Source organism: Streptococcus pseudopneumoniae (assembly GCF_001068775.1).
GTDB classification, from domain to species: domain Bacteria; phylum Bacillota; class Bacilli; order Lactobacillales; family Streptococcaceae; genus Streptococcus; species Streptococcus pseudopneumoniae_N.
The window spans coordinates 24,385-45,721 of record NZ_JWAJ01000143.1 but is presented as its reverse complement, the minus strand read 5'-3'; the positions used below and the strand labels follow the sequence as shown (position 1 = coordinate 45,721).

Annotated in this window: 21 protein-coding genes and 2 pseudogenes; 1 reads left to right on the top strand and 22 read right to left on the bottom strand. The window is 37.1% G+C overall.

Annotation, left to right across the window (positions count from 1 at the left end):
• Positions 1 to 108: 108 nt before the first annotated feature.
• The 13 genes from ADF68_RS08950 to efeO form a co-directional block, all read right to left on the bottom strand.
• Positions 109 to 1,020: a bifunctional riboflavin kinase/FAD synthetase gene (locus ADF68_RS08950; protein WP_049549509.1), complete on the bottom strand. Its 912-nt coding sequence runs from the start codon at positions 1,018 to 1,020 to the stop codon at positions 109 to 111.
• 65 nt (positions 1,021 to 1,085) lie between these two features.
• A complete protein-coding gene (locus ADF68_RS08945; RefSeq protein WP_080979408.1) occupies positions 1,086 to 2,072 on the bottom strand; it encodes a dihydroorotate dehydrogenase in 987 nt (328 codons plus the stop codon).
• Entirely contained in the window at positions 2,035 to 2,835 is an 801-nt protein-coding gene (locus ADF68_RS08940; RefSeq protein WP_049549507.1) for a dihydroorotate dehydrogenase electron transfer subunit, read from the bottom strand. The genes ADF68_RS08945 and ADF68_RS08940 overlap by 38 nt, the downstream gene beginning before the upstream one ends.
• A gap of 247 nt (positions 2,836 to 3,082) precedes the next feature.
• A complete protein-coding gene (locus ADF68_RS08935; RefSeq protein WP_049549506.1) occupies positions 3,083 to 3,772 on the bottom strand; it encodes a CTP--phosphocholine cytidylyltransferase in 690 nt (229 codons plus the stop codon).
• Positions 3,773 to 3,784: 12 nt separating this feature from the next.
• Complete coding sequence (locus ADF68_RS08930; RefSeq protein ID WP_049549505.1) at positions 3,785 to 4,663, bottom strand: DMT family transporter; 879 nt, start codon at positions 4,661 to 4,663, stop codon at positions 3,785 to 3,787.
• Positions 4,653 to 5,522: a phosphotransferase family protein gene (locus ADF68_RS08925; RefSeq protein WP_049549504.1), complete on the bottom strand. Its 870-nt coding sequence runs from the start codon at positions 5,520 to 5,522 to the stop codon at positions 4,653 to 4,655. The genes ADF68_RS08930 and ADF68_RS08925 overlap by 11 nt, the downstream gene beginning before the upstream one ends.
• A 17-nt stretch (positions 5,523 to 5,539) precedes the next feature.
• The gene (locus ADF68_RS08920) at positions 5,540 to 6,562 is read right to left on the bottom strand and encodes a ribitol-5-phosphate dehydrogenase (protein WP_049549503.1); all 1,023 of its coding nucleotides are present in this window, start codon (positions 6,560 to 6,562) and stop codon (positions 5,540 to 5,542) included.
• A gap of 4 nt (positions 6,563 to 6,566) precedes the next feature.
• Positions 6,567 to 7,274 (bottom strand): IspD/TarI family cytidylyltransferase, encoded by a 708-nt coding sequence (locus ADF68_RS08915; protein WP_049549502.1) that lies wholly within the window; start codon positions 7,272 to 7,274, stop codon positions 6,567 to 6,569.
• Between the two features lie 337 nt (positions 7,275 to 7,611).
• Positions 7,612 to 7,779: a twin-arginine translocase TatA/TatE family subunit gene (locus tag ADF68_RS08910; protein WP_000512114.1), complete on the bottom strand. Its 168-nt coding sequence runs from the start codon at positions 7,777 to 7,779 to the stop codon at positions 7,612 to 7,614.
• On the bottom strand, positions 7,763 to 8,494 hold the full coding sequence (gene tatC / locus ADF68_RS08905; RefSeq protein ID WP_049549501.1) for a twin-arginine translocase subunit TatC: 732 nt from the start codon (positions 8,492 to 8,494) through the stop codon (positions 7,763 to 7,765). Before tatC ends, ADF68_RS08910 begins: the two co-directional genes overlap by 17 nt.
• Positions 8,494 to 10,182 (bottom strand): FTR1 family iron permease, encoded by a 1,689-nt coding sequence (locus ADF68_RS08900; RefSeq protein ID WP_049549500.1) that lies wholly within the window; start codon positions 10,180 to 10,182, stop codon positions 8,494 to 8,496. Before ADF68_RS08900 ends, tatC begins: the two co-directional genes overlap by 1 nt.
• Positions 10,157 to 11,371 (bottom strand): iron uptake transporter deferrochelatase/peroxidase subunit, encoded by a 1,215-nt coding sequence (gene efeB / locus ADF68_RS08895; protein WP_049549499.1) that lies wholly within the window; start codon positions 11,369 to 11,371, stop codon positions 10,157 to 10,159. The genes ADF68_RS08900 and efeB overlap by 26 nt, the downstream gene beginning before the upstream one ends.
• A 5-nt stretch (positions 11,372 to 11,376) precedes the next feature.
• Entirely contained in the window at positions 11,377 to 12,249 is an 873-nt protein-coding gene (gene efeO / locus ADF68_RS08890) for an iron uptake system protein EfeO (RefSeq protein ID WP_049549498.1), read from the bottom strand.
• 184 nt (positions 12,250 to 12,433) lie between these two features.
• On the opposite strand from efeO, the gene ADF68_RS08885 reads away from it, so the two are divergent.
• Positions 12,434 to 12,733 carry a YbaB/EbfC family nucleoid-associated protein gene (locus ADF68_RS08885; protein WP_049504982.1) on the top strand — a complete coding sequence of 100 codons (300 nt, stop codon included), beginning with the start codon at positions 12,434 to 12,436 and terminating at the stop codon, positions 12,731 to 12,733.
• 46 nt (positions 12,734 to 12,779) lie between these two features.
• Here the strand turns inward: ADF68_RS08885 and ADF68_RS08880 are convergent, their stop codons facing one another.
• The 9 genes and pseudogenes from ADF68_RS08880 to ADF68_RS08840 all read right to left on the bottom strand — a co-directional run bounded on the left by ADF68_RS08880 (position 12,780) and on the right by ADF68_RS08840 (position 21,287).
• Positions 12,780 to 14,543, bottom strand: coding sequence for a glycerophosphoryl diester phosphodiesterase membrane domain-containing protein (locus tag ADF68_RS08880; protein ID WP_049549497.1), 1,764 nt, complete (start codon positions 14,541 to 14,543; stop codon positions 12,780 to 12,782).
• 8 nt (positions 14,544 to 14,551) lie between these two features.
• Positions 14,552 to 15,142 (bottom strand): 3'-5' exonuclease, encoded by a 591-nt coding sequence (locus ADF68_RS08875; RefSeq protein WP_049549496.1) that lies wholly within the window; start codon positions 15,140 to 15,142, stop codon positions 14,552 to 14,554.
• 69 nt (positions 15,143 to 15,211) lie between these two features.
• Positions 15,212 to 15,703: a DUF536 domain-containing protein gene (locus ADF68_RS08870; RefSeq protein WP_049504976.1), complete on the bottom strand. Its 492-nt coding sequence runs from the start codon at positions 15,701 to 15,703 to the stop codon at positions 15,212 to 15,214.
• A gap of 176 nt (positions 15,704 to 15,879) precedes the next feature.
• Positions 15,880 to 16,758 carry a tRNA pseudouridine(55) synthase TruB gene (gene truB, locus ADF68_RS08865; RefSeq protein ID WP_049549495.1) on the bottom strand — a complete coding sequence of 293 codons (879 nt, stop codon included), beginning with the start codon at positions 16,756 to 16,758 and terminating at the stop codon, positions 15,880 to 15,882.
• A 10-nt stretch (positions 16,759 to 16,768) separates the two neighbouring features.
• Positions 16,769 to 18,043, bottom strand: a complete 1,275-nt coding sequence (locus ADF68_RS08860; protein ID WP_049549494.1) for a DUF2130 domain-containing protein — start codon at positions 18,041 to 18,043, stop codon at positions 16,769 to 16,771.
• Between the two features lie 80 nt (positions 18,044 to 18,123).
• Positions 18,124 to 18,926: pseudogene (locus ADF68_RS08855) on the bottom strand (formate/nitrite transporter family protein).
• Positions 18,927 to 19,315: 389 nt separating this feature from the next.
• A complete protein-coding gene (locus ADF68_RS08850; RefSeq protein ID WP_049549493.1) occupies positions 19,316 to 20,113 on the bottom strand; it encodes a formate/nitrite transporter family protein in 798 nt (265 codons plus the stop codon).
• 71 nt (positions 20,114 to 20,184) lie between these two features.
• Positions 20,185 to 20,845 (bottom strand): annotated as a pseudogene (locus ADF68_RS08845) (hypothetical protein).
• 25 nt (positions 20,846 to 20,870) lie between these two features.
• Positions 20,871 to 21,287: a hypothetical protein gene (locus ADF68_RS08840; RefSeq protein WP_049549492.1), complete on the bottom strand. Its 417-nt coding sequence runs from the start codon at positions 21,285 to 21,287 to the stop codon at positions 20,871 to 20,873.
• Positions 21,288 to 21,337 lie beyond the last annotated feature (50 nt).

Below are 21,337 nucleotides of genomic sequence, written 5' to 3'. Positions count from 1 at the left end.
CGCATAGCGGGTGGTTTTTTTGTCTCGCACCTAACGGAGCGAGACGGACTGAAAGTCGCATAATAAAAAAGAGTTTGAGAAAATCCCAAACTCTACTATTTTTTGATTTTATTTTCTAGCTATCTTTTCATCTTCTTCTAGTTGTTTAACTAATTGATCAACGCTATCAAATTTCACCATATCACGGATACGGTCCAACCAGGAAACGATGACAGTTTCCCCATAGATATCGTCAGAAAAATCAAAGATATGAACTTCAAAACGCTCTTCTTCGCCATCAAAGGTTTCATTTTTACCTAGACTTGCCATACCACGATAGACTTTTCTTTGGATTTCAACGTCAACGGCATAAACACCATCAGCTGGCATATATGTCCGATCCAAATTGACTAGATTAGCTGTCGGGAAGCCAATAGTTCGACCTCGAGCATTTCCGTGAACCACTACACCTCTCGTTGGTAAAGGAAATCCCAAAAGTTTGCCTGCTTCTTTTACATCTCCTTCTAGAATGGCTTGGCGGATACGCGTTGAACTAATTTTCCCCTTTTCATCCTCAAGCGGTGGAACAATAACCACATCACCATGGAAAAGTTCTTTTAAATCCTCAGCTGTTTTTCTATCTGAACCAAAAGTATAGTCAAAACCAACTACAATCGTATCTGCCTTCGCTTCCTTGACAAATGTTTCAATAAATTCTTGGGCAGTCATATTTGCTACTCGACTAGTGAAATCCATCAAATATAAACTCTCAACTCCAGCTCTCTTCAATCTACGTTCACGTTCACTAGCATACAAAATATGCAATAAGTGTTCAGGTGAGTATTGATTCAGAGTTAGTTTTGGTGATTCGTTAAAAGTTACTAGAGCTACTCCCTGGCGCTTTTCAGCAGCAATATTAGAAGCTATTTCAAATAATTTTTGATGTCCAAGATGAACTCCATCAAAATAACCAAGTACAAGGACGTTTGGTCCTGGTGTTGCAATATCTTTTTCTGTTTTAATAGGTACTGTAATAATCATAGTATCTATTATACCAAAAAAATGGCGCTTTCAAAACAATTTAGACTGAATTCAGGACATAAAACTTAGAGCAAACTTTCTCTGACTTCTTTTCGCAACATTTCTAGACTTTCGATCCCGTACTTATCCATGACTTTTGGTAGATTTTCGATAATATCTGGACAAGCATAGGGATTCGTAAAGTTGGCAGTTCCGACACCGATTGCTGAGGCACCTGCAAGATACATTTCTAAGGCTGCTTCTGCTGAATCCACTCCTCCCATACCAATGATTGGAAGCTTAGTTGTTTGAGCTACTTGACGGATTAGTTTTAGAGCTACAGGAAATACTGCAGGTCCAGACATGCCACCTGTCCCATTTGCGATAATCGGCTTTCTAGTTTTGAGATCAAAACGCATACCAACAAGGGTATTAATCATGGTGAGACCACAAGCTCCAGCAGCTTCTACAGCTTTTGCAATTGTCACGATGTCCGTCACACTAGGTGTTAATTTGACGTAGACAGGGACATCTGAAGCCTCTACAGCAGCTTTTACCACATCATAAGCTAACTCAGGGTCCTGTCCGATTAAAAGTCCATGATTTCCATGATCGACATTAGGACATGAGATATTGAGCTCTATGGCCTTAACATTATTTGCCTTTGAAATACCATGAGAAACGGCTGCGTATTCTTGCTTTGAAAATCCAGCAACATTGGCAATGATAGGGAGATTTGGATATTCTCTTTCAAGCCAAGGTAACTTCTCAGAGAGAACGACTTCTAAACCAGGATTTTGCAAACCAATAGCATTAAGCATACCAGCTGGGTTTTCTGCTACTCGAGGAGTTGGGTTACCAAAACGTGGTTTAAGCGTAGTAGCCTTTATCATGATGGAACCTAAGAGGTCTAAATCATAATATTTGGCATACTCTTGACCAAATCCAAAGCAACCTGAGGCGGGAATGATAGGATTCTTTAATTCTAAGCCTGGTAGAGAAACTTGTAATCGATTTGTAGTCATGACACTCTCCTTATAAAACAACAGTTCCTGTTTTAAATACAGGCCCATCTTCACACACACGTTGACTAACTGTTTCGCTATCTGGTACTTTCAATACGCAAGCGTAGCAAGCTCCCATGCCACAGGCCATACGGGATTCTAGGGATAGGTAAGCTCTTGGATGGTCGTAAAATGTTTGATTAATGTATTTCATCATACCTGGCGCACCGCATGAGTAGATTGCATCAAATTCTGTGTCAAATTCGTTAATCACTACAGAAACATTTCCTTTACTACCATAAGAACCATCATCAGTCGTTACAAAGACCTGACTAAATCTGGATAATTCATCTTCCAAAATAACAGCATCTTTGGTAGCGAATCCTAAAACAGTTGTTATTTCAACAGCACGCTCATTCAGTTGTTTAGCTACTTCGAGTAAGGGCGGAACTCCGATTCCACCACCAACTATAAGAACACGGTTCTGCTTGTCTAAATCAGATAAGTCAAAGCCATTTCCTTGAGGTCCCATAACATCTAAGCTATCACCTGTTTTTAAGGTTGAAAAAATTGCCGTACCAGAACCTTCGATACGATAAATAAGATGGCATTGTTTTTTAGCCTTATCTATAGACGAGATTGAAATCGGACGACGCAAGAGATGGGCATCATCGGGCACACGTAAATGAAGAAATTGTCCAGCTTTCATAGCTTCAACCATTTCTCCTTCGAGAACTAGTTCAAAGATCGCTGGTGCGATTTCCTCTTGCTCAATCACTTTCATGTTTTCTAAACGAATAGCACCCATGCGTTTTTTACAATTTGGATTCATAACTTTTCCTCCTTAAATTTTAAGGGGATCAGATAAAGAAAAACCTTGCATTGCAAGGTTTCAGTTAAGATATTCACACAAAAGTAGCAAATAAGCACTTGCTTACTTGTTTCAATCGTAGTTTCTTTTCTCTGACACCTTGTAAGTCTCTCTGGACTTCCCTTAAAGGTTAAATTTTCACTAGTATACTGTATCAAACGTGAAAAGTCAAGTAAAAATAGGTAAGGTATCAGTTCATAAAAGTTGCTTACTTTTGTGAAGAAAGAATCTGCTCTAATTTTTGATAATCTTTAACACTATCGATTTCATAGATAGAGTTTTCTTCCAACTCTTCTACGTAAACATCTAGTTCTTTGATATTATCTTTAACCATATTGTCCCAATAGAGGTCAACAAACTCGCCACTTGCATAGGCTTCATCGATAAAACCAACAATCTTTTCAGCTGTTGGAGCATCCCAGAATGATACACCACTCAAGATGCGTCCATTTTTGCTATCGACAATAATATCTTGAACTTTGTAGTCATCACCGTAAACTAGGAACCATTCGTTGGTACAATCTTCACGATAAACACTGAAATAAGTCGAACGAGTCAAATCATTGCGGAACATATTCTTGAAAAGATAATTATCCGCATCAATAACATAGCTGTTAGCCAACTCTTCTTTCACCAAGTAAAGTGAGTAAAAGTTATTGTAATCAGCATACTTATCGTTGAATACCAACCGAACTCCGTACTTTTCTTTAAGATAGTCGAATTGTTCTTTTAAATAACCTACAACGATGATAATGTCATCAATTCCGCGTTCTTTTAAAAATTCAATTTGATATTCAACCAATGGCTTTTGATTGACTTTAACCAATGCTTTGGGAGTGTTTTCTGTCATGGGTCTCAAACGAGTTCCCAATCCGGCTGCTAAGATAATCGCTTTCACGCGTTTTCTCCTTTATTCTTTAATAATAATATAAACACCAGCCATTACGATAAGTGAAGTAATGATGGTCAGTAAATTAAGGGGCGAGCCCAAGAAAATTGCTGCAAACAAAACAGTCCATACTACATAACTCACATTTAGACCTGTTGCTTTTGCTGGCTGCAATCGATTAATAGCAATATAGTAGGCTAGATAAGAAATCATATTACATGCTGCAAAGACAATCAGAAGTCCCAACAATTGTCCATTTGCCACTTCTGCAAATGAATGATGCGAGAAGAGAACAATAACAAGATAGGACAGGAAGGAAGTTACTTGTCGAATCAAGAGGGCTTCGAGTTCACTGAGATCACTTTCCATAGCAAATGAGCTTAGAACACTTTCGCTTCCCCAAGCAAGAGCACAAATCAAGGCACACAGAATTCCGATATAGAAGGAATTAACTTGTTCAACCTTGTAAGTCTGAGCAATAATCCCTGCAATGATTAATAAAATTCCAAATACTGTATTCTTAGAAACCTTGTGCTTTAAAATAAAGAAGGCCAGAAGGACAGAAACTGCAGGATAAATTGCTGAAACCGAAGAAGCTAAAGAGCTACCAATATACTTAACCGCATAGAGATTGGCCTGCATACCAATCGGCCCAGCTAATAATGCTCCAATAATGACACTAACATTTCGAATGTTCAAGAAGATTGAAAAACGTACTTTTCCTTCTTTAACTAAAAGATATCCTAGCAAGATAAAAATACTAAGAAAGTCGTGTGCTGCTGCTACTACAAAAGGCGAAAGCTCAGTAAAGATTGAAAAGATATAAGCACTAATAGTTAATCCTAATCCCCAGAACACACCTGATAGTAGCCCAAAAGAAACTCCATTTTTAGTTTTCATTTAATTCTCCTTCAGACTCTAATTCTTTTACTGCTCTATTGTAACGAGAGATTCCGTAATCTCCGAAATCTGCACCATTTTCTTCTTTGTAAATAGTCCAAAGACTCCAAATGATATCTTGCAAGATTTTGTAAATACGAATCTTCTCCCTTGAAACTGGAGTCTTGTCACTCTCATAATGACTTAAAAAGTCTTCTTCTTCTGCACTTGTAAATTCAGATTCTAGGAAGAGGGCTGCCAAATCCCACATAGGATCATTCATAGAAGAATATTCCCAATCAATGAGATAAAGATGTCCATCTGGTGCTTCAATAAAGTTTTCAGGAACCAAATCAATATGACATGATTTCTTATCAATTCCAATTTGTTCAAGCTCTTCTTTCAGAGAAAATACAGATTTCCTGACAGCTTCATAGTTTGGATAGTAAATCTCTCCTTGAATCAATGATTCATATTTTTTGATTTCCTCAAAAGGAGCAAATTCTCCTTTTAATTCTTTACCAGAAGCATGGATCGTTTGTAGAATTGGTGCAATCTTTTCAAATTTGGTTTTAATGGTAGCTGAATCAAGTGTCTCAGCATTTTCAATGTACTGATTAACTTTGATACCAGCTTCAATATCGAAAAGATAATTTTCTACATCTAATTTCAAATCTTTCAACAATTCAAGATTGAACTTCTCATTCTGGCGATCGATTAATTTATCTGTACCTTTACCGAAAAACTTAACGATATACTGGTTTGCAGTCGTCTTGACTAGATAGTTTTGATTGGTCATCCCACCTAGTTGCTCAACACTGAGAATATCCTCTTCTTCCGATAATAAAGAAGCAATCTTTTCTTTAATAAGTTTCTCCACGGTCAACCTCCATATCCTTACACTTCCCATTTAAAGACTGTCTTGAAGGCAGTATTTAAATCTGTAGCAAAAACTCGATGAATATCCTTAATCTCTCTTACTGGTTCTTCTAGATAAATGATATTCTTCAAACGATTGGCAAACTTCTTAATTTCCATCATTTGAATGGCATTTTCAAAGTCAACTCTTCCAGAACGAGAAGATCCAACTAATAACAAGCCTTTTTCTAAAGAATCACGAGTATTGATATTAACCTTATACTCACTCACTCCCATCATCAAAATGGTACCTTGGGGTTTGATGTAACGAATCAAGTCATTGATAGCAGGACCGCATCCATCACCACCACAACACTCAAATCCATGATCAAAGCTTAAATCTTCTGGAATACTATCAGTGATATAACGTTCATTCGCAAAGGAAAAGAGTTCAAGTTTTTCCCAATGACGTCCAATGACGATAATCTCTGCTTCAGGCAAGGTATAATTGATAATATTTGCCATTACAAAGGCTAGACTACCATCACCAATAACTGCAATACGTTGACGTCTGCTGTGAGATACCGTCATAAAACGATTCATAGCATGCATGCCAACACTGACAAACTCAGTAATGGCGGCAACTGTGTCTTCGACGTCCTCATAAGCTACCACACGATCCTTAGGAAGAGAAACGAATTCTCGCATGAATCCATCATAACCACTAGACAAGAAATATGTTCCAGTCATGTAATTTTCATAGAATTCCTCATCACTTTGCATAGGTGGTTGATTTGGAATCATAACAACTTTCTGACCAACTTTGTAAGTACCTGTTGGATCAGAAATGACTGTACCACAAGACTCGTGAATCATAGCCATTGGTAGTTTTTTCGCTAAAATTTTTGGATCACGTTTACCTTGGTAGTAACGTTGATCTGCGTGACAAACCGCCATGTAATTTGGTCGAATGAGAATATGATTCTCTTGATCAATTTCTTCTTCCTGATACTTAATATTGATAAACTTTGGTTTTGTCAGTTGATAAATTTGATTAATCATGTCTTTAGTCTTTCTCAATCATGCTTTTAGCAATCTTCAAGTCTGTAACTGTTGTAATTTTGAGGTTTGAGTATTCACCTTTTGCCAAGGCTACATCTTTACCCTTAATGACAAAGATTTTACATGCATCTGTTAAAATTTCTTTTTCCTCTGCTGATAAAGAACCATACAAATCAATAAAGTCTTTACAACGGAAGGTTTGAGGAGTTTGCCCTTGATAGAGGTGAGCACGGTTTGGAATATCTGTGATAAATTTCCCATTAGTACTTTCAACAATGGTATCCACGGCTTCAACTACAGTATCAACAGCATCATGATTTTGTGCAAGAGCAATGTTATCTTGAATCATACGAAGTGTGATAAAGGGGCGAACCGAATCATGCGTTACCACGATATCATCTTCCGTAATTGGACGGTAAGCATCGATAGCTTCGATAATCTTTTCAATACTAGAATTGCGATCTGCACCACCTTTGGTGATGATGATACGATCCTTATGGAGTGGTAGGAATTTTTCAACTAAATCTTCTGCGTGTGTTACCCAGTCTCCGTGAACTCCAACCACAATCTTTTCGATACTTGGCTCTAAGACAAATTTTTCAATTGTATGAATCAAGATTGGGCGATCTCCCAACTCAAGAAATTGTTTGGGTAGGTTACTAATACCCATGCGCGTGCCGGTTCCACCTGCTAAAATTCCAGCGTAGATCATTTTCATACTCCTTTAGTTCATTCTAAAAAAACTTATTGTTAACTATTATATCACAATCTGGCTCTATCTTGAAAGAAATACAAAGACTTTATGCCTAGAAAACGCTCTTTTTAAACCTTAATCTGAACATTATTTCCTCCTAGTGAACTTTCTTTTAAAAAAATCAAATTATTATCTCATTTCTCCTATCTGTATCTAATCAATCCTATTAATATAGAGTCCTTAAGCATATTATAGAAAACTTAAAGAAACCTTAAACCAAATAAAAAGAGTTGAGAATATTTGCCAGAGATAACTCCCTTCTAACATTTCTCAACTCTATTCAAAAAGATTCGGTTTATTTTTCTTCTTGCTCACCGATGCCCTTAACAGCTTTTTTAAATTCGGCAAGCATTTTTCCTACTGATTCGCCTAACTCTGGTAAGCGCTTTGGTCCAAAAATCAATAGCGCACCAAGGACAATGACGATCAAGCCTGGTGCACCAATATCACGTAAGATTCCCATCTTTTTCTCCTTTCCTTTTTCTCTTAAAAATCCATTTACTAATAGCGATACTAACCTCATACAAAAGGATTAGGGGAACAGTCATCGCTAAATCACTAATAAAATCGGCCGGCGTCAATATAACAGCCAATACTAACAAGATAAAATAAGCATAACGTCTATAAGCAATGAGTAGCCCAGGCCCAATCAAACCAATGGAGGTTAAAAAAGCAATAATAACAGGCAATTCAAAGATAAATGCTAGTGGTACAGTAGTTTGAAAGACAAAAGCTAGATAATTTTGTGCAGTTAACTGCGTTTCAAATAAGTTTTCACCCAGTCCCAGCAAGACCTGAAGTAAAGCTGGTGTTACAAAATAAAATCCAAAGGCTAATCCTAAGATAAAACAAAGGAAAGTTGCAGGGATATAAGCAAAAATCGCCCCTGCTTCTTCAGTTTTAAGGGCTGGTCGAACGAAACTCCAGACTTGATAGACCGTAAAAGGTAAGGTAAGGCTAAAGGCCATCAAACTTGCCAAACGAAGATAAATCCATAAAATATCATTCGGCCCCAAGACAATTAACTTCTGACTAAACCCTTGTGTGATATATTGATAAACCTGATCGGCAAATAATAGTGAAACGCAGAATACTAAAAAGAAACAAACAACTACTGCTAGCAATCTCTTTCTAAATTCTACCAAATGTTCAATAATTGTCAATTCCCTTTGATCCATTACTGTTCACCCTGTCTAATGGTAATTAGAAAAACTACGAGGATAAAGAGAGTCTGACCTGCTACCCCTTCCCAACTAGGGTAAATTCCCAATATATCAATACTTGGTATTCCTGAGATCAGATGGTTTGGAATCATATTTGTCAACTGTAAGGCATGGATACTGACTCCCGTCATCTTAAAGGCTAAGGCATAAATCATCCAAGTCAGGATAAAGAAAACCTTATGAGGTAGAAAAAATTGACTGGCCTTGTTCATCACAAAAGCAATCACGACTAAGACTGAGAGGGCCAGAGAAATTCCTAGGACAAAATCAAAACTAGAAATCCTTGGCAGAATCCCTACGTAGAATAAAATCGTCTCAGCACCTTCTCGGAATACGGCTAGAAAACTCAGAGCAAACATAGAAAGGAAAGATCCTGTTTTCGTGACAGTTTGCATTTGTGATTCCATAAAAGTATTCCATTTTTTAACAGAAGATTTGCTATGAAGCCAAATACCGATTAAAATCATCATGATAACCGCAAAAATTCCGACTGCACCTTCGATGATTTCACGGTTAGTTCCTGAGGTAACTGCTGGAAAGGCAATCTGTAGGATATAGGCAATTAAAAGACTAGCAACTATACCAGCAAATGCACCACCATAGACCCACTTGAGGCCCTTTCTCATCTTAGTAGCTTTCAAAGTTGTCACAAGCGCCATGACAATCAAGAGTGCTTCTACACCTTCTCGGAGCAAGATGAGCATGGCGTCAAATGCATTATAGGAAGCGCTAGTATCAATTTGAGATAGCTCTGCAATCAAGCTAGAAAGCTTTTCTTGATATTCACTTTCCTTTCCCTTAACCATGATGACCGGACTTTCACTTTCGACCTTGGTATAAAGCGAAGGATTGGTTGTACTTACAGAACCCTCGATGGTGGGCCAAATAGTAATAAACTCCTTCATAGTTGCAGCTGCTTCACTATCTTGACCAGCTTGAAATTGGGTCAAAGCCTTCTTTAAAAGATCTATCCCATCCTTCAGTGTCAGGTTTGATGATGTCGTCGCAACTTCTGTACCTTCAACAAAGTTAGAAATGGCTTTTTTCAAATCATCAAACGATGCCTGAATACTATCAAAGTTCGTTGGTTCAGTCTCAATGCTACTACGCAAGAAGGAAATTGCTGTTTCCACTTGCCCATAATGAGCTGTACTATGGTCACGAACCACTGCTTCATTGATGGTCCAGGTTGAATTCATTTTTTTATAGGTTTCTCTTACTGCTTCCAGATCTTGAGAAGCGATTGCCTTGTCTAAGGCTTCAAAACGAGGTTCTAAGCGACTTACAAGTTTCTCTTTTTCTGCATCTAGGTCGACTGGATTTTGCTCTTTCTCAAATGTCAAAAGGGCTAAAGAAATCTGAGTTAACTGGTCTTCAGTAATATCACCAGTTAAGGCTAACTTTTCTTGAACTTGTCGCCCTGCTTCAGAGTTAGAATTCTCGACTTTCTCGAAATCTTTGGTCATTTCATCGATTAGTTTTCTTGCCTGATCTTGTTTGCCTTCTTTAACAGCTTTAGTTGCATCAGTTATTTTCACAAAGTAGGGACTCAAATTTTCCTTAGCTCCTACCGGAAAAATCAACAGGAAGAAACAAGCAAATAGGAGGATAATACTTTTAGGATTCCAATAATTTCTGCCCAATGTAACCTCCCTTCTCTACTCCACCAAAGCAAGCAAAAAGGCCACTGCCTATATGGGTAACGTACTCATTCATTTTATCCGTAGCACCTAGATTGGTCTGAACTTTAACAAAGCTATCTGGATCCTTTTGAAAAGAAATAAAGAGCAAACCAGTGTCAAACTGGCCAGTCTTTTCATCTATGCCATCAGAATAAGAATAAGAGCGACGCAGTAGAGGTTTATCCACTTCTTTTGCTAAGCGAACATGAGAATCGTCAGGAAGAAGACTTAAATCAACCTCATCAAATTCGTTTTTCTTACCAAAAGGAGCGCCACTTTCTTTGTAACGACCAAAGGTATTTTCTTGCTCCTCCAGATTGGTTCGATCCCAAGTATCAAGGAACATCTGAATGCGACGAACGGCCATGTAGGAACCATTTTCCATCCAGTCCTTACTGTCTGCCCACACAACCTGATCAAATTCTTTCTCAGTGGTAACATTAGCAGTCCCGTCTTTAAATCCAAAGAGATTCCGAGGAGTTTCCATACGATTACCGATAGCTGCAAAACCTGATTGACTCCAACGAAGAGTAACTGCATTCCTTCCCTTTCGGATGAGGTTGCGAATGGCATGAAAGGCAACTTGCTCATCATCAGCACAAGCTTGGATAACTATATCTCCTCCCGTGTACTTTTCTCGTAATTGTTCCTTTGGAAAAGGAGGCAAATCTCTAAAGAGTGTTGGACGTTTGTTCTCTAGTTTCATCTTTTCTAGGAAACTAGCCGAAACTCCGAAGGTCAGGGTCAAACGATGAGGATTAAGCCCAACTGTTTCTCCAGTATCACTTGGAGGTAAGAGGCTATTGTTACCATCTTTTTTAACCAATTCTCCTTCTACAAGTTTGGCACTATAATCCGTCCAATCTTTAAATAACTGGATGATTTTCTCTTTGTCAGTTGTATGCAAATCTAAAACCACAAAATAAATGTTTTTCTGCATGACAGTTGTAATGCCAGCTTGGTGTTTGCCATAGAAGGCTATCTTTTCATCCCCGTACGAGATTTTCTCCTGACCATCAAGCTTAGGTGCGAAAAAAGCAGAAGCACCGGAGAGACCAAGTGCGAGACCAGCACCTCCGATACCTGCTTTTTTTAGAAATTCTCGACGGTCCATTTTTTGTTCAAAAAATTTTTCGCCTTTGTTTGTCATATTACTTATTCTCCACCAAGAAATTTACCCATTTGTGATAATGGTTCACCAAGTTTTGTGACTGCTTCAGACAATTCCTTGGTATCCTCTTTCGTTAAGTCTGTATAGAGCTTATAGTGTTCCTTGTCCGTCATGTGTTTGTCTAACAAACTATTGACAGATTTGAAATCTTCCTCTAACTCCTTAACCAAGGCTGCATCTGATTTTTCAAGCAAGGGTTTAAAAAGTTGGAAAATCTTTTCAGCACCTTGGATATTTGCACGGAAATCATACAAATCTGTATGAGAATAAATCTCCTCTTCACCAGTAATCTTACTTGTCGCTACTTCATTTAAAAGGTCAACAGCCCCAGTTAGCATAATCTTGTAATCAACATCTACAGTCGCAATCTTAGCCTTCAATTCCTTGATATCATTTACCAGTTGGTCACCATAAGCCTCAGTTCCTTTAGTTGTGTTTTCCTCCCAAAGAATGCGCTCAATACGGTGAAAACCAGACCAACCTTCTTCGGTCTTGTTTTCATCTAAGTAGTCTGCTAATCGAAAATCAATCTTCACATCAGATTCACCGAAGCTCTCTGCAATCGGCTCTGAACGTTCATAGGACATACGGATTAAAGGGTAGGCCTTTTTAGCTTCTTCTAACTTACCATCCTTCAAAAGTTGAACAAAACCTTCTGTATCTGTTAAAAGTTTATCAATCTGTTCTTCCACAAAGGTTTTGTAGTCACTAGTTGCCTTATCCAATAATTTTTGGTTATCTTCTGATAATTTTGCGACCTGAGATGAATCACTTGTAGTTGACGATTGTTCAAAACGAACTGCACAAGCAGATAACAACAATGCCGAAGATAAAAGGATAAAACCAAGTTTTTTCATTAGATACTCCTATTAAATCATGGGAAGCCCATTTGTTTTTAATTCATTATAACATAGATTTTCTAATTATTCAATAAATTGTCAGAAAATTTAATGTTTTATCGTTGAAAATTTGAATAGACTTTTCTAGTTAAAATTGTTAAAATAATAGGGAAAATAAAAGAAAAGGAAGCTATATACCACCATGATGAATATGCAAAACATGATGCGTCAAGCTCAAAAACTTCAAAAACAAATGGAGCAAAGTCAGGCTGAACTTGCTGCTACAGAATTTGTTGGAACTTCTGCCCAAAACCTTGTAACTGCTACACTAACAGGAGACAAGAAAATTGTTAGGATTGACTTCAATCCTGCAGTTGTTGACCCAGAAGATATTGAAACTCTATCAGATATGACAGTTCAAGCAGTCAATGCTGCTCTTGAACAAATTGATGAAGCAACTAAAAAGAAACTAGGGGCTTTTGCTGGTAAATTACCATTCTAATAGCATAAAAAGAGGCTGATGTTCAATTCAACCTCTTTTGTCTTACCTAGAAAGTAAATATTTCTGTTGCTTTCTTTAGAAGCAAGTCCGTATATTCAGGATCTTCCTGAGCGGTCTCAAGCTCTTCTTTAATTCTTTCCAAATCATCTGTTATCATACCATCAACTCCCAAACGTAGGGACTTATCAAAGGATTCCGAACCATTGATTGTCCATACATAGAGTTTTTGTTTTGTATTCCAAAGCTTGGTTACAAAATATTCATCTAAAGTAGAATATTCCATGGTATAACCTGTAGCATTTGTTCTTGGAAAAACGGAATTATAGGGCAGTATGAAATAGACTGGAATCTCTTTATCATACTGGGTAACTTTTTCAATAACATGATAATCCAAAGATTGCATCTGATGCCCATAGACTTTAATTTTTGCTCCATATTGATCTAGAAAACGATCCATCATCTGAGCACTATCTTTTCGACTTGTTTTTATTTCGATCAGCAATTTCTGATGAAGGTCATTGGCACGATTTATATAATCATCAAAGCTAGATATTTTAGTCTGATAACCATTTTCATAAATATCTAATTGCTTCAACTCATCTAAAGTTAAGTCTTGTGGTGTTACATTTAATCCCGCTAAACTTTTTAGGTTAGCATCATGCATCATGACAAACTGACCATCCTTTGTTTCTTGCACATCCATCTCAACTAAATCTGGTTTTAACTGAGCTGTTTTTTCTAAGGATTCAACTGTATTTTGGACACCATTCCCATTAGAAACTCCTCTGTGAGAGATGACAAGTGGAGGATTGACTACGGGTGCTTCGAGATAAATATAGCCTTCAATCGCAAAGAAGATACTTGCGCATCCCATTACACCCCATCTCATAATATGGTCCTTTTTCCGTCTTGGCATAATATCCAACTCCTCACCAGTTAAAAAGGAGGTAAACTTAACCAAGAAGTAGGTTAAAGACATATAGTGGATATTTTTAATCAAAATATAGTTTGAAATAGCTAGAATCAATGATTCTCGGTGTGTGAGACCATCTGCTAAAGACTGGATCAACAATAGAGGAATTAAAGGTAAGTAAAAGAAAAGATTCGTTTTGACAAGGATTAGAAAGAGATGCCAAGCGTAAAACCAAAAATGATTTCTGGTTTTTTCTAAACTGTAAACCACTGCTTCCTTAACCGTCATCTTGTCATAAAAGATTTTTGGCAAAACAAAAATCAACTTAACAGAAACGTATAGGAAAAGGATTGATAAGATGATAATAGCAAGCCACCATATCCAATACTTGTCTTCCATGTAGGTCTGAATAAACTCAGGTATCACTATTTTATTAAAATAATAAATTTTAAAAATCTTCCTGATAAACGGAAAAATCATAGCAATATAAACGAAGATAAACAAGGCCTTGGAAACAGTCAGACGTTTCATGAAGGCTATACTTTCACGAAATACCTTGCGACTATACTCAATCAAGGTTAGTTTTTCGTGATAGAGAAGGTGTCGAGCTCCAATAAAGAGGAGACTTAGTTGAAAATAGGCTACTAAAAGGTTAATGGCTATTAAGATTAAAAACCCAAGGCTGACTAAAGGTGCATGTTTTAAAATTCCAAAAACATTATTATAGGAAATAAACAAATAGCCCGTCTGACTTAGTAAAAAACCTGCTATCAATGAGTTCAGTGGCAACCAAATATAATCTACTAGCATGAAGATTAAAAAAAATAGAAATAGGATTTTATCCAGATTTAAGTAAATCTTTTTAAAACCCAATTTTTTAGGTTTTTCAGGTTTCATAAAACCTCCTAATCAAAAAACTGTGACAAATCTAGTCCACCAAAAGGATTAGAGTTCAGGCTACTCTTGGAGTCCAGTAAAATTCTGCTTTCATCAGATTCTAGAAAAGCTTCATAAACACGCGCAGTCATACGTGCATCCTCTAAACTATTATGAGACTGCCCCTTGAATCCTAAAAATTCAGCCACGGTCTGTAACTTGAGATTGGCAATACCGTGAAGATCAGAACTCCGTCGCTCAAAAGCTTCATCATAGAGATCGACTAGATATTGACGACTATAATCCAATCCATACTCTAGTAAGATTGGTAAATCACTCTTGGCTGCATTATAACCAACAAGGGGTAATTCACCAACAAAGTCTTGAAAATTCTTAAGAACTTCCTCCACCATCGGTGCATCTTTCAAGATTTCAGACGTGATACCCGTTAAGCCGTTTATAAAACTTTTCAATGGTACATCGGTATGAACATATGAGTCAAATGCTCCTACTTCTTCACCATTTTTAAAACGGACCGCAGATACCTGAATCAAGTGAGTTTTATCCTGGTGTTTATTAAATTCCAAATCAAATGAAATATAATCTCTTAATTTTTCCATCTTATCCATTCCTTATTGTATTTGAAAAAGAAACTACTTGGTTATACCTAGAAACCAAGCAGTTTTTTCTTATCCTCCAAATAAGCGAGCAAAGAAGCCTTTCTTCGTTGCTTGTACTTCTTGCTTAGCCTGATCCAACTCCAACTGAAGGGTTTCTTGGTCCTTCATAGCTTGTAGCGTTAACTGTTGTTGTTGATCCAATTGCTTATCTTTTTCTGCGATTTGACGGTCTTTGACACGCATCTGTTCATCTTTTTCAGCTAACTGTTTGTCTTTAGCCTTTAACTGCTCATAAAGACGGATGATTTCTGCGTTCTTTTCATCAACAAGAATCTCCATCAACTCACGTTGCTTCACATCATCACTAACAGGTTCATCTTCAAAAATAGTTTTTTTGTAGATTTCTTCAAGCTTAATCAAGCCACTGCGAGTTACCACAGTAACTCCTTTATCATTTTTAGTCGTATCTTCTTCAGGTAATTCCTTGACACGGTTATTGATTGCTTGACGGGACAAGCCCAAGACCTCAGCAATCTCACTAACAGTCATCTCAATACTCATAATATCCTCTGAAAGTTTTCTAGCTTTTCTTTATTTAAATATTATCATAAGCAAGCAAAACTGTCAAATATCACCGTGTTTTCAACCCTTTTTCAAAACAATTTCTCTTCTAAACTAAATTGTCTTTCAGCTTTTTTAAACTAAACATCAGTTTGCAATTTTACCACCAGCTCTAATCAATTGAAAACCTTTCTTGGTTTATAAAGAGTATCCCGTTTCTCTATAATGGCTAATAACTTATCACCTTCAAAACCAGCCAATTCCTTCTCAGTTTGTTCCAATTCAATAAAGCGACCAAAACGCACTTCTTCTGCCTGTTTTGGGGTCAAATAAACCTTAACTAAGTCACCTGTACCAATCTCTAAGGGATGAAGAAAGTCTAATTCACCAGCTTGTACCTTTTCCTCAATTTCATTCAAGGTCAAAGCATTATCTAACTGCAAGCCCGCAGCGCTTGTTCGTGTTAAATGAGACATATGAGCTGCATAGCCAAGTTTTTCTCCCAAGTCAACTGACAAGGTCCGGATATAAGTCCCTTTGCTACATTTTACACGGAAGGTAAATCGAGCCAGATTATTTTCATAGAAAATGGAACTTGTTCGTTCGAAACTATAAATCGTCACCTGACGTTCTGGACGCTCGACTTCCTGACCAGCACGCGCATATTCATAAAGTTTGCGCCCATTGACCTTGACAGCGGAATACATTGGGGGAATCTGAATAATAGGTCCAGTCAGACTTGCAATCGCTTGATCAACAAGCTTTTCATCTAAGGGAGACAATACTGGTGTCTCAGCAACCACCTCACCACTAGCATCCTCGGTTGTTGTAGAATATCCTAGAGTAATTTCACCCTCGTAAATCTTACCTTCGTCCTGCATAAACTCAACCATGCGAGTCGCCTTCCCTACAGCAATGGGTAAAACACCCACCACATCAGGATCCAAGGTCCCACCGTGTCCAATCTTCTTGGTTCCTAAAATCTTACGTAATTTAAAAACCGCGTCATGCGAGGTCATCCCCGCTTCCTTTTTTAAGTTGATAATACCGTTCATATGTTGCTTTCTACTCCCCCTTCAATGCTTCAAACTTAGCTTTCATGGTTGGATTCTTCCGAGTCAATTTTTTAACGGAAACATCTTCCAGCTTGTTGTTTGCAAGGCGGAGTTGGTTTTCTGATGTTGTCAGGAATTTCTTGACTTCTTCCATTCGCTTAATTGCCTTGTCGATTTCGTCGATGGCCTTGCCAAAGTTGACAGAAGCTGAGTTATAATTCTTTGCAAAAGCTACCTTGAAAGCGTCCAAATCTTCCTCAAAATGCGTGATATCGATATTTTGCTCACGAACAAGCGCTAACTCCTGCTTGTATTTTAGGGAATTAAGGGCAGCATTGCGCAAGAGTCCAATTAGTTGAATAAAGAACTGGGGACGAATGACATACATCTTCTCATATTCATGGCTAACGTCAACAATTCCTGTATTAAAGTAGTCGTTTTCTGCTTCAAGCATACTTACCAAAACAGCATACTCACAGTCTTTCTCACGGCGGTCTTTATCTAATTCCTTGTAAAAGTCTGCATTCTTATGTTTCTTCTCTGTCCCGTCTGCTTCATTTTTCATCTCAAACATGATGGAAATGAATTCTAGTCCATTTTCATCAAAATCACGGAAAATGAAATCGCCCTTAGAACCACGTGCTGAAACCTTGTTGTCCTTTTCAAAGTAAGCATTTGGGAAGGCAAAGCTACGAACCTTGTTGAACTCACCTTCCGCATAGTGTTCCAGACTTTCACCAATAGCCTTTGTTGATTGTTGGGCTTTGAAATTCTTATAGAACTCAACCTGCTCACTGGCTGCCTTTAGCTGGGCTTCATAATTTTGTTTTACAGAGGCTAGAGACAACTCATTTTCTTTTTCTTGTAAAAGGAGCTGGTTTTTGACCTGATCACGTTCTTTCTCTAAATCAGATAGTGTTTTTTGTAGTTGATTTTCATGCTTTAAGCGCAAGGTAGCCAATTGATTTTCGAGAGCTTGGACTTCTTTTTCTTTCTCTAGCAAGCTTTGACTTGCACTTTGCTCCACTTCTTTCTTAGCCAATTCTTTTTCTGTATCAAAGTTGTTAATTTGACTTTGAAGCTGGGCAATTTCTTGATCTTTTTGAGCCAGTTTTGCCTGTTGTTCATTTAAGGCTTTTTGTTCCACCAATGTCAACTCTTGTTTGATTCGTTCATGCAATTCCTTATCAAACTCTGCAGTGCGAACTTGAGAAAGCAGTTCTGCATATTGACTTTCATTGACTGTAAATACTTCGCCACAATTGGGACATTTAATCTCGTTCATGTTATTCCTCTAAATTTATCTATTCTACTTTCATTATAGCATGGATAAACAAAAAGAAAAAGTTGGAATGAATCCAACTTTTAATCTACATATGTATCTTCGTTTTTATTTAAGAAGGCGTATGGTAATCCCATGAGTAAACCACCACCGATAAAGTTACCAATGAAGGTTACACCCCAGTGACGAAGAATATTTCCAATACCGAAGTTTGCGATTGAATCAGCAGCAACACTGAATTTCACAATAGCAAATGAAGCAAAGTTTGCGGCGATGTGCTCGTTTGTTAAGAATACAAACATGTAAATAGCTGAAAGAACTAACCAAAGTTTTGCTCCACCATCCTTAACTAAAACGAATGAAAGAATCGCGATATTTACAAAGACATTAGCCAAGATAGCTTCAAGCAAGATAAGTTCATTTGAACGGCCCAACTTCATTTCCACAACTCCAGAAATAAAGCTATCATGTGTTAGGTTTGCATAAGCCGCTGAATGGGCAAAGCCCCATCCTGCTATAAGAGCACCGATTAAGTTGAAGAAAGTACAATATAGAAGGATTTCAGCTGTTTTTCTCCAGCTAATCTTTTTCAAAAAGCTACCAGCTGTCAAGAACATCATGTTAGATGTTACTAACTCAGCATTCAAGAAGACAATGTAAGCCAATCCCCAAGCGAAGCGAAAACAAATGGGAAGAGGAAGCGTCCACTACCTGGAGCAATCTTATTAATCAAGTCAGCTCCAACTGCACCAGCTGCTGTACTAAATGTTAAGAATGCACCAGCAAACATTGAACGGATAGCATACTTGAATTTACTTTGACTGTAAAGACTTTCCTTTTTCTTACAAGCAAACTCAATTTTTGAGATAAATTCTGAAGAAACCATATAAACTCCTAAAACTTTTATTTGTGAATATTATAACATAAAATCGAAATTATGGGAAGGCTTTCTTAATTCTATTTACAATATTTTTATCATTTTTAGCAATCGTTTCCATTTGCTTTGTATCAGCATCTTTAATGTTTTCAACTCTTTATTTTCAAACTATTCATTCTATATATTTAATATATGTTTTATTTTTGTTCTATATTGAATTTACAAAAGAGTCTCTTTAGTTTTCAGCTAAAATCCATGCACTAATAATTTGTTTGAATTTATAGACAGAAAAAATAACGTTTTTATCAAAAGGTTTTTTGGAAAAAAATCGAGGTCTGGATTTTTTTCCCCGACCTCCTCTATTATTGATTTTCATTTTATTTAGTAAGAGCTAAGTGCTAATCAACATAAGTCTCTTCATTTTTATTAAGATAAGCGTATGGTAAACCTATCAGGAATCCTCCACCAATCAAGTTAGCAATGAAGGTAACACTCCAATGACGGAGGATATTTGGAATATCAAAGTTAGCAATTTGATCAGAAACAATGCTGAATTTAATAATGCTAAAAGATGAAAAGTTAGCTGCAATATGCTCGTTAGATAAGAAAACAAACATAGAAATAGCTGACAAGATAATCCAGAGTTTGGCATTGCTATCCTTAACCAAAATTGAAGATAGAATGGCAATGTTTACGAACATATTTGCCAAAATCCCTTCCAACAAGACCAACTCACTAGGTCGTGCCAATTTCTTAGCTACAATCTTTGGTAAGTAACTATCGTGAGTCAAATATGAAAATGCCGATGAATTAGCAAAGCACCAACCTGCTAACAGAGCGCCAACTAAGTTGAAAAAGGCACAATAAAGTAAAATGATAAAGGCTTTTTTCCAATCAATCTTCTTCAAAAATGTTCCAGCTGTCAAGTACATCATATTTGAGGTAACCAACTCGGCATTCAAGAAAACGATATAGGCAAGGCCCCATGCAAATACAAAAGGAAATAGGAAATAACCAGCACTTGGAACGATGCTATTGAGTAGATCAGCACCTATGGCCCCAGCGGCTGTACTAAAGGTTAAGAAAGCACCTGCAAACATCGAACGAATGGCATATTTAAACTTACTTTGGTCAAATAAACTTTCTTTCTTATGGCAATAATAATCAATCTTTGAAATAAATTCTGACGAACTCATATAAACTCCTTAAAATATCATTGTTAATATTATAACATAAAATATTTTAAGTGGAAATAAATTTTTGTCCTTTACATTTGATTGTTTTTAGTGCTTGCAAAAGCTTCAATTTCTTCTGCAGTCAACCCTACCAGCTCTGAAACCCACAAGCCGACAATATCCGACAAAACAGAATCACAAATGTATTCATTCTCACCATGACCATATTTACAAGTGAATTGAGGGGTTCTTATGGCTGATTGATAAAAATTGAAGGCTAACTCTTGCAGTTTTTCTGGCTGAAATTCAAGTCCCAACTCTTGTGCAAGTTCAGCTCTCACTTTATCCCACTCTTCGCCTTTTGACTGATAGTTTTCTCGTGCATTGTCGATAAATCCTTTACAGAATTGTGCCAGCAAATGCTTGTTTTGATAGAGCAAACGACAGGAAAAGTCTGAGATAGATCCAGCATGAAGTAAGAAGGCAAGTAAGTCATTAAGGCTTTCTGCTACCCGACCAACTTGGCCTTCACTCCCTATAAAGCCGATACTCTCATCCTCAAGAATTACATATTCTCCCCCGCTACCATCCTGGGCAAGTGCTTGACAAGCTAAAGAATATTCCTCATTGTTATAAGAAATTGTTATAAGAAAATTGTACTTCTCTTATTTCATCATAAAAACAAATATCACACTCTGCCAATAGCAAGTTTCTTAAATGATTATTGTCTCTGATTGCTTCTAGTTTTTCCATTTTCACCTATCCTTAGACTAAAGTCCTACCAATTGATGATAACTTTAATATGATACTTTTTCGTCTCATTTTTTAGATTTCTGACAAGCTTATCATTCTCTTTTGATTGGCCAAAGAAATAGGCTAGAGCTTTTCCGCTCTTTTGTTCAATACACAAAAAATATCTAGCACCATTCAATTTAACACTTGGAATAAAATCGACCTCAATCTTTTTAATATTATTCAGTGGTATAATGCGCTTTCTAAAAACATAAGCATTATGGATATAAAATCTTCCCTTAGAAATATGAAACGGGGCGAAAAAGTTTCCGCCACTTTGACGCACAATGACATAACGACGCCATAGAATCAGTAAAAGAAGGAAGGAAATAAAGTAAATAGCAAAAGTCAAAACCGAGCTTTTCATCATCAATTTTATCCCAATCAAAAAATAAACTATCATAATTAAACCGCTTTTTCTACCTTATTATACCACTTTTGTTGAGCTTCTAG

Bases quoted from the DNA above. Each gene is read 5' to 3' on its own strand.
- efeO (WP_049549498.1), bottom strand. From the start codon at position 12,249: ATGAAAAAACTTGGTTTTATCCTTTTATCTTCGGCATTGTTGTTATCT.
- ADF68_RS08840 (WP_049549492.1), bottom strand. From the start codon at position 21,287: ATGATAGTTTATTTTTTGATTGGGATAAAATTGATGATGAAAAGCTCG.
- ADF68_RS08875 (WP_049549496.1), bottom strand. From the start codon at position 15,142: ATGGAAAAATTAAGAGATTATATTTCATTTGATTTGGAATTTAATAAA.
- ADF68_RS08885 (WP_049504982.1), top strand. From the start codon at position 12,434: ATGATGAATATGCAAAACATGATGCGTCAAGCTCAAAAACTTCAAAAA.
- ADF68_RS08850 (WP_049549493.1), bottom strand. From the start codon at position 20,113: ATGAGTTCGTCAGAATTTATTTCAAAGATTGATTATTATTGCCATAAG.
- ADF68_RS08915 (WP_049549502.1), bottom strand. From the start codon at position 7,274: ATGATCTACGCTGGAATTTTAGCAGGTGGAACCGGCACGCGCATGGGT.
- ADF68_RS08910 (WP_000512114.1), bottom strand. From the start codon at position 7,779: ATGGGAATCTTACGTGATATTGGTGCACCAGGCTTGATCGTCATTGTC.
- tatC (WP_049549501.1), bottom strand. From the start codon at position 8,494: ATGGATCAAAGGGAATTGACAATTATTGAACATTTGGTAGAATTTAGA.
- ADF68_RS08920 (WP_049549503.1), bottom strand. From the start codon at position 6,562: ATGATTAATCAAATTTATCAACTGACAAAACCAAAGTTTATCAATATT.
- ADF68_RS08930 (WP_049549505.1), bottom strand. From the start codon at position 4,663: ATGAAAACTAAAAATGGAGTTTCTTTTGGGCTACTATCAGGTGTGTTC.
- ADF68_RS08940 (WP_049549507.1), bottom strand. From the start codon at position 2,835: ATGAATCCAAATTGTAAAAAACGCATGGGTGCTATTCGTTTAGAAAAC.
- ADF68_RS08880 (WP_049549497.1), bottom strand. From the start codon at position 14,543: ATGAAACCTGAAAAACCTAAAAAATTGGGTTTTAAAAAGATTTACTTA.
- efeB (WP_049549499.1), bottom strand. From the start codon at position 11,371: ATGACAAACAAAGGCGAAAAATTTTTTGAACAAAAAATGGACCGTCGA.
- ADF68_RS08860 (WP_049549494.1), bottom strand. From the start codon at position 18,043: ATGAACGAGATTAAATGTCCCAATTGTGGCGAAGTATTTACAGTCAAT.
- ADF68_RS08945 (WP_080979408.1), bottom strand. From the start codon at position 2,072: ATGGGCCTGTATTTAAAACAGGAACTGTTGTTTTATAAGGAGAGTGTC.
- truB (WP_049549495.1), bottom strand. From the start codon at position 16,758: ATGAACGGTATTATCAACTTAAAAAAGGAAGCGGGGATGACCTCGCAT.
- ADF68_RS08870 (WP_049504976.1), bottom strand. From the start codon at position 15,703: ATGAGTATTGAGATGACTGTTAGTGAGATTGCTGAGGTCTTGGGCTTG.
- ADF68_RS08950 (WP_049549509.1), bottom strand. From the start codon at position 1,020: ATGATTATTACAGTACCTATTAAAACAGAAAAAGATATTGCAACACCA.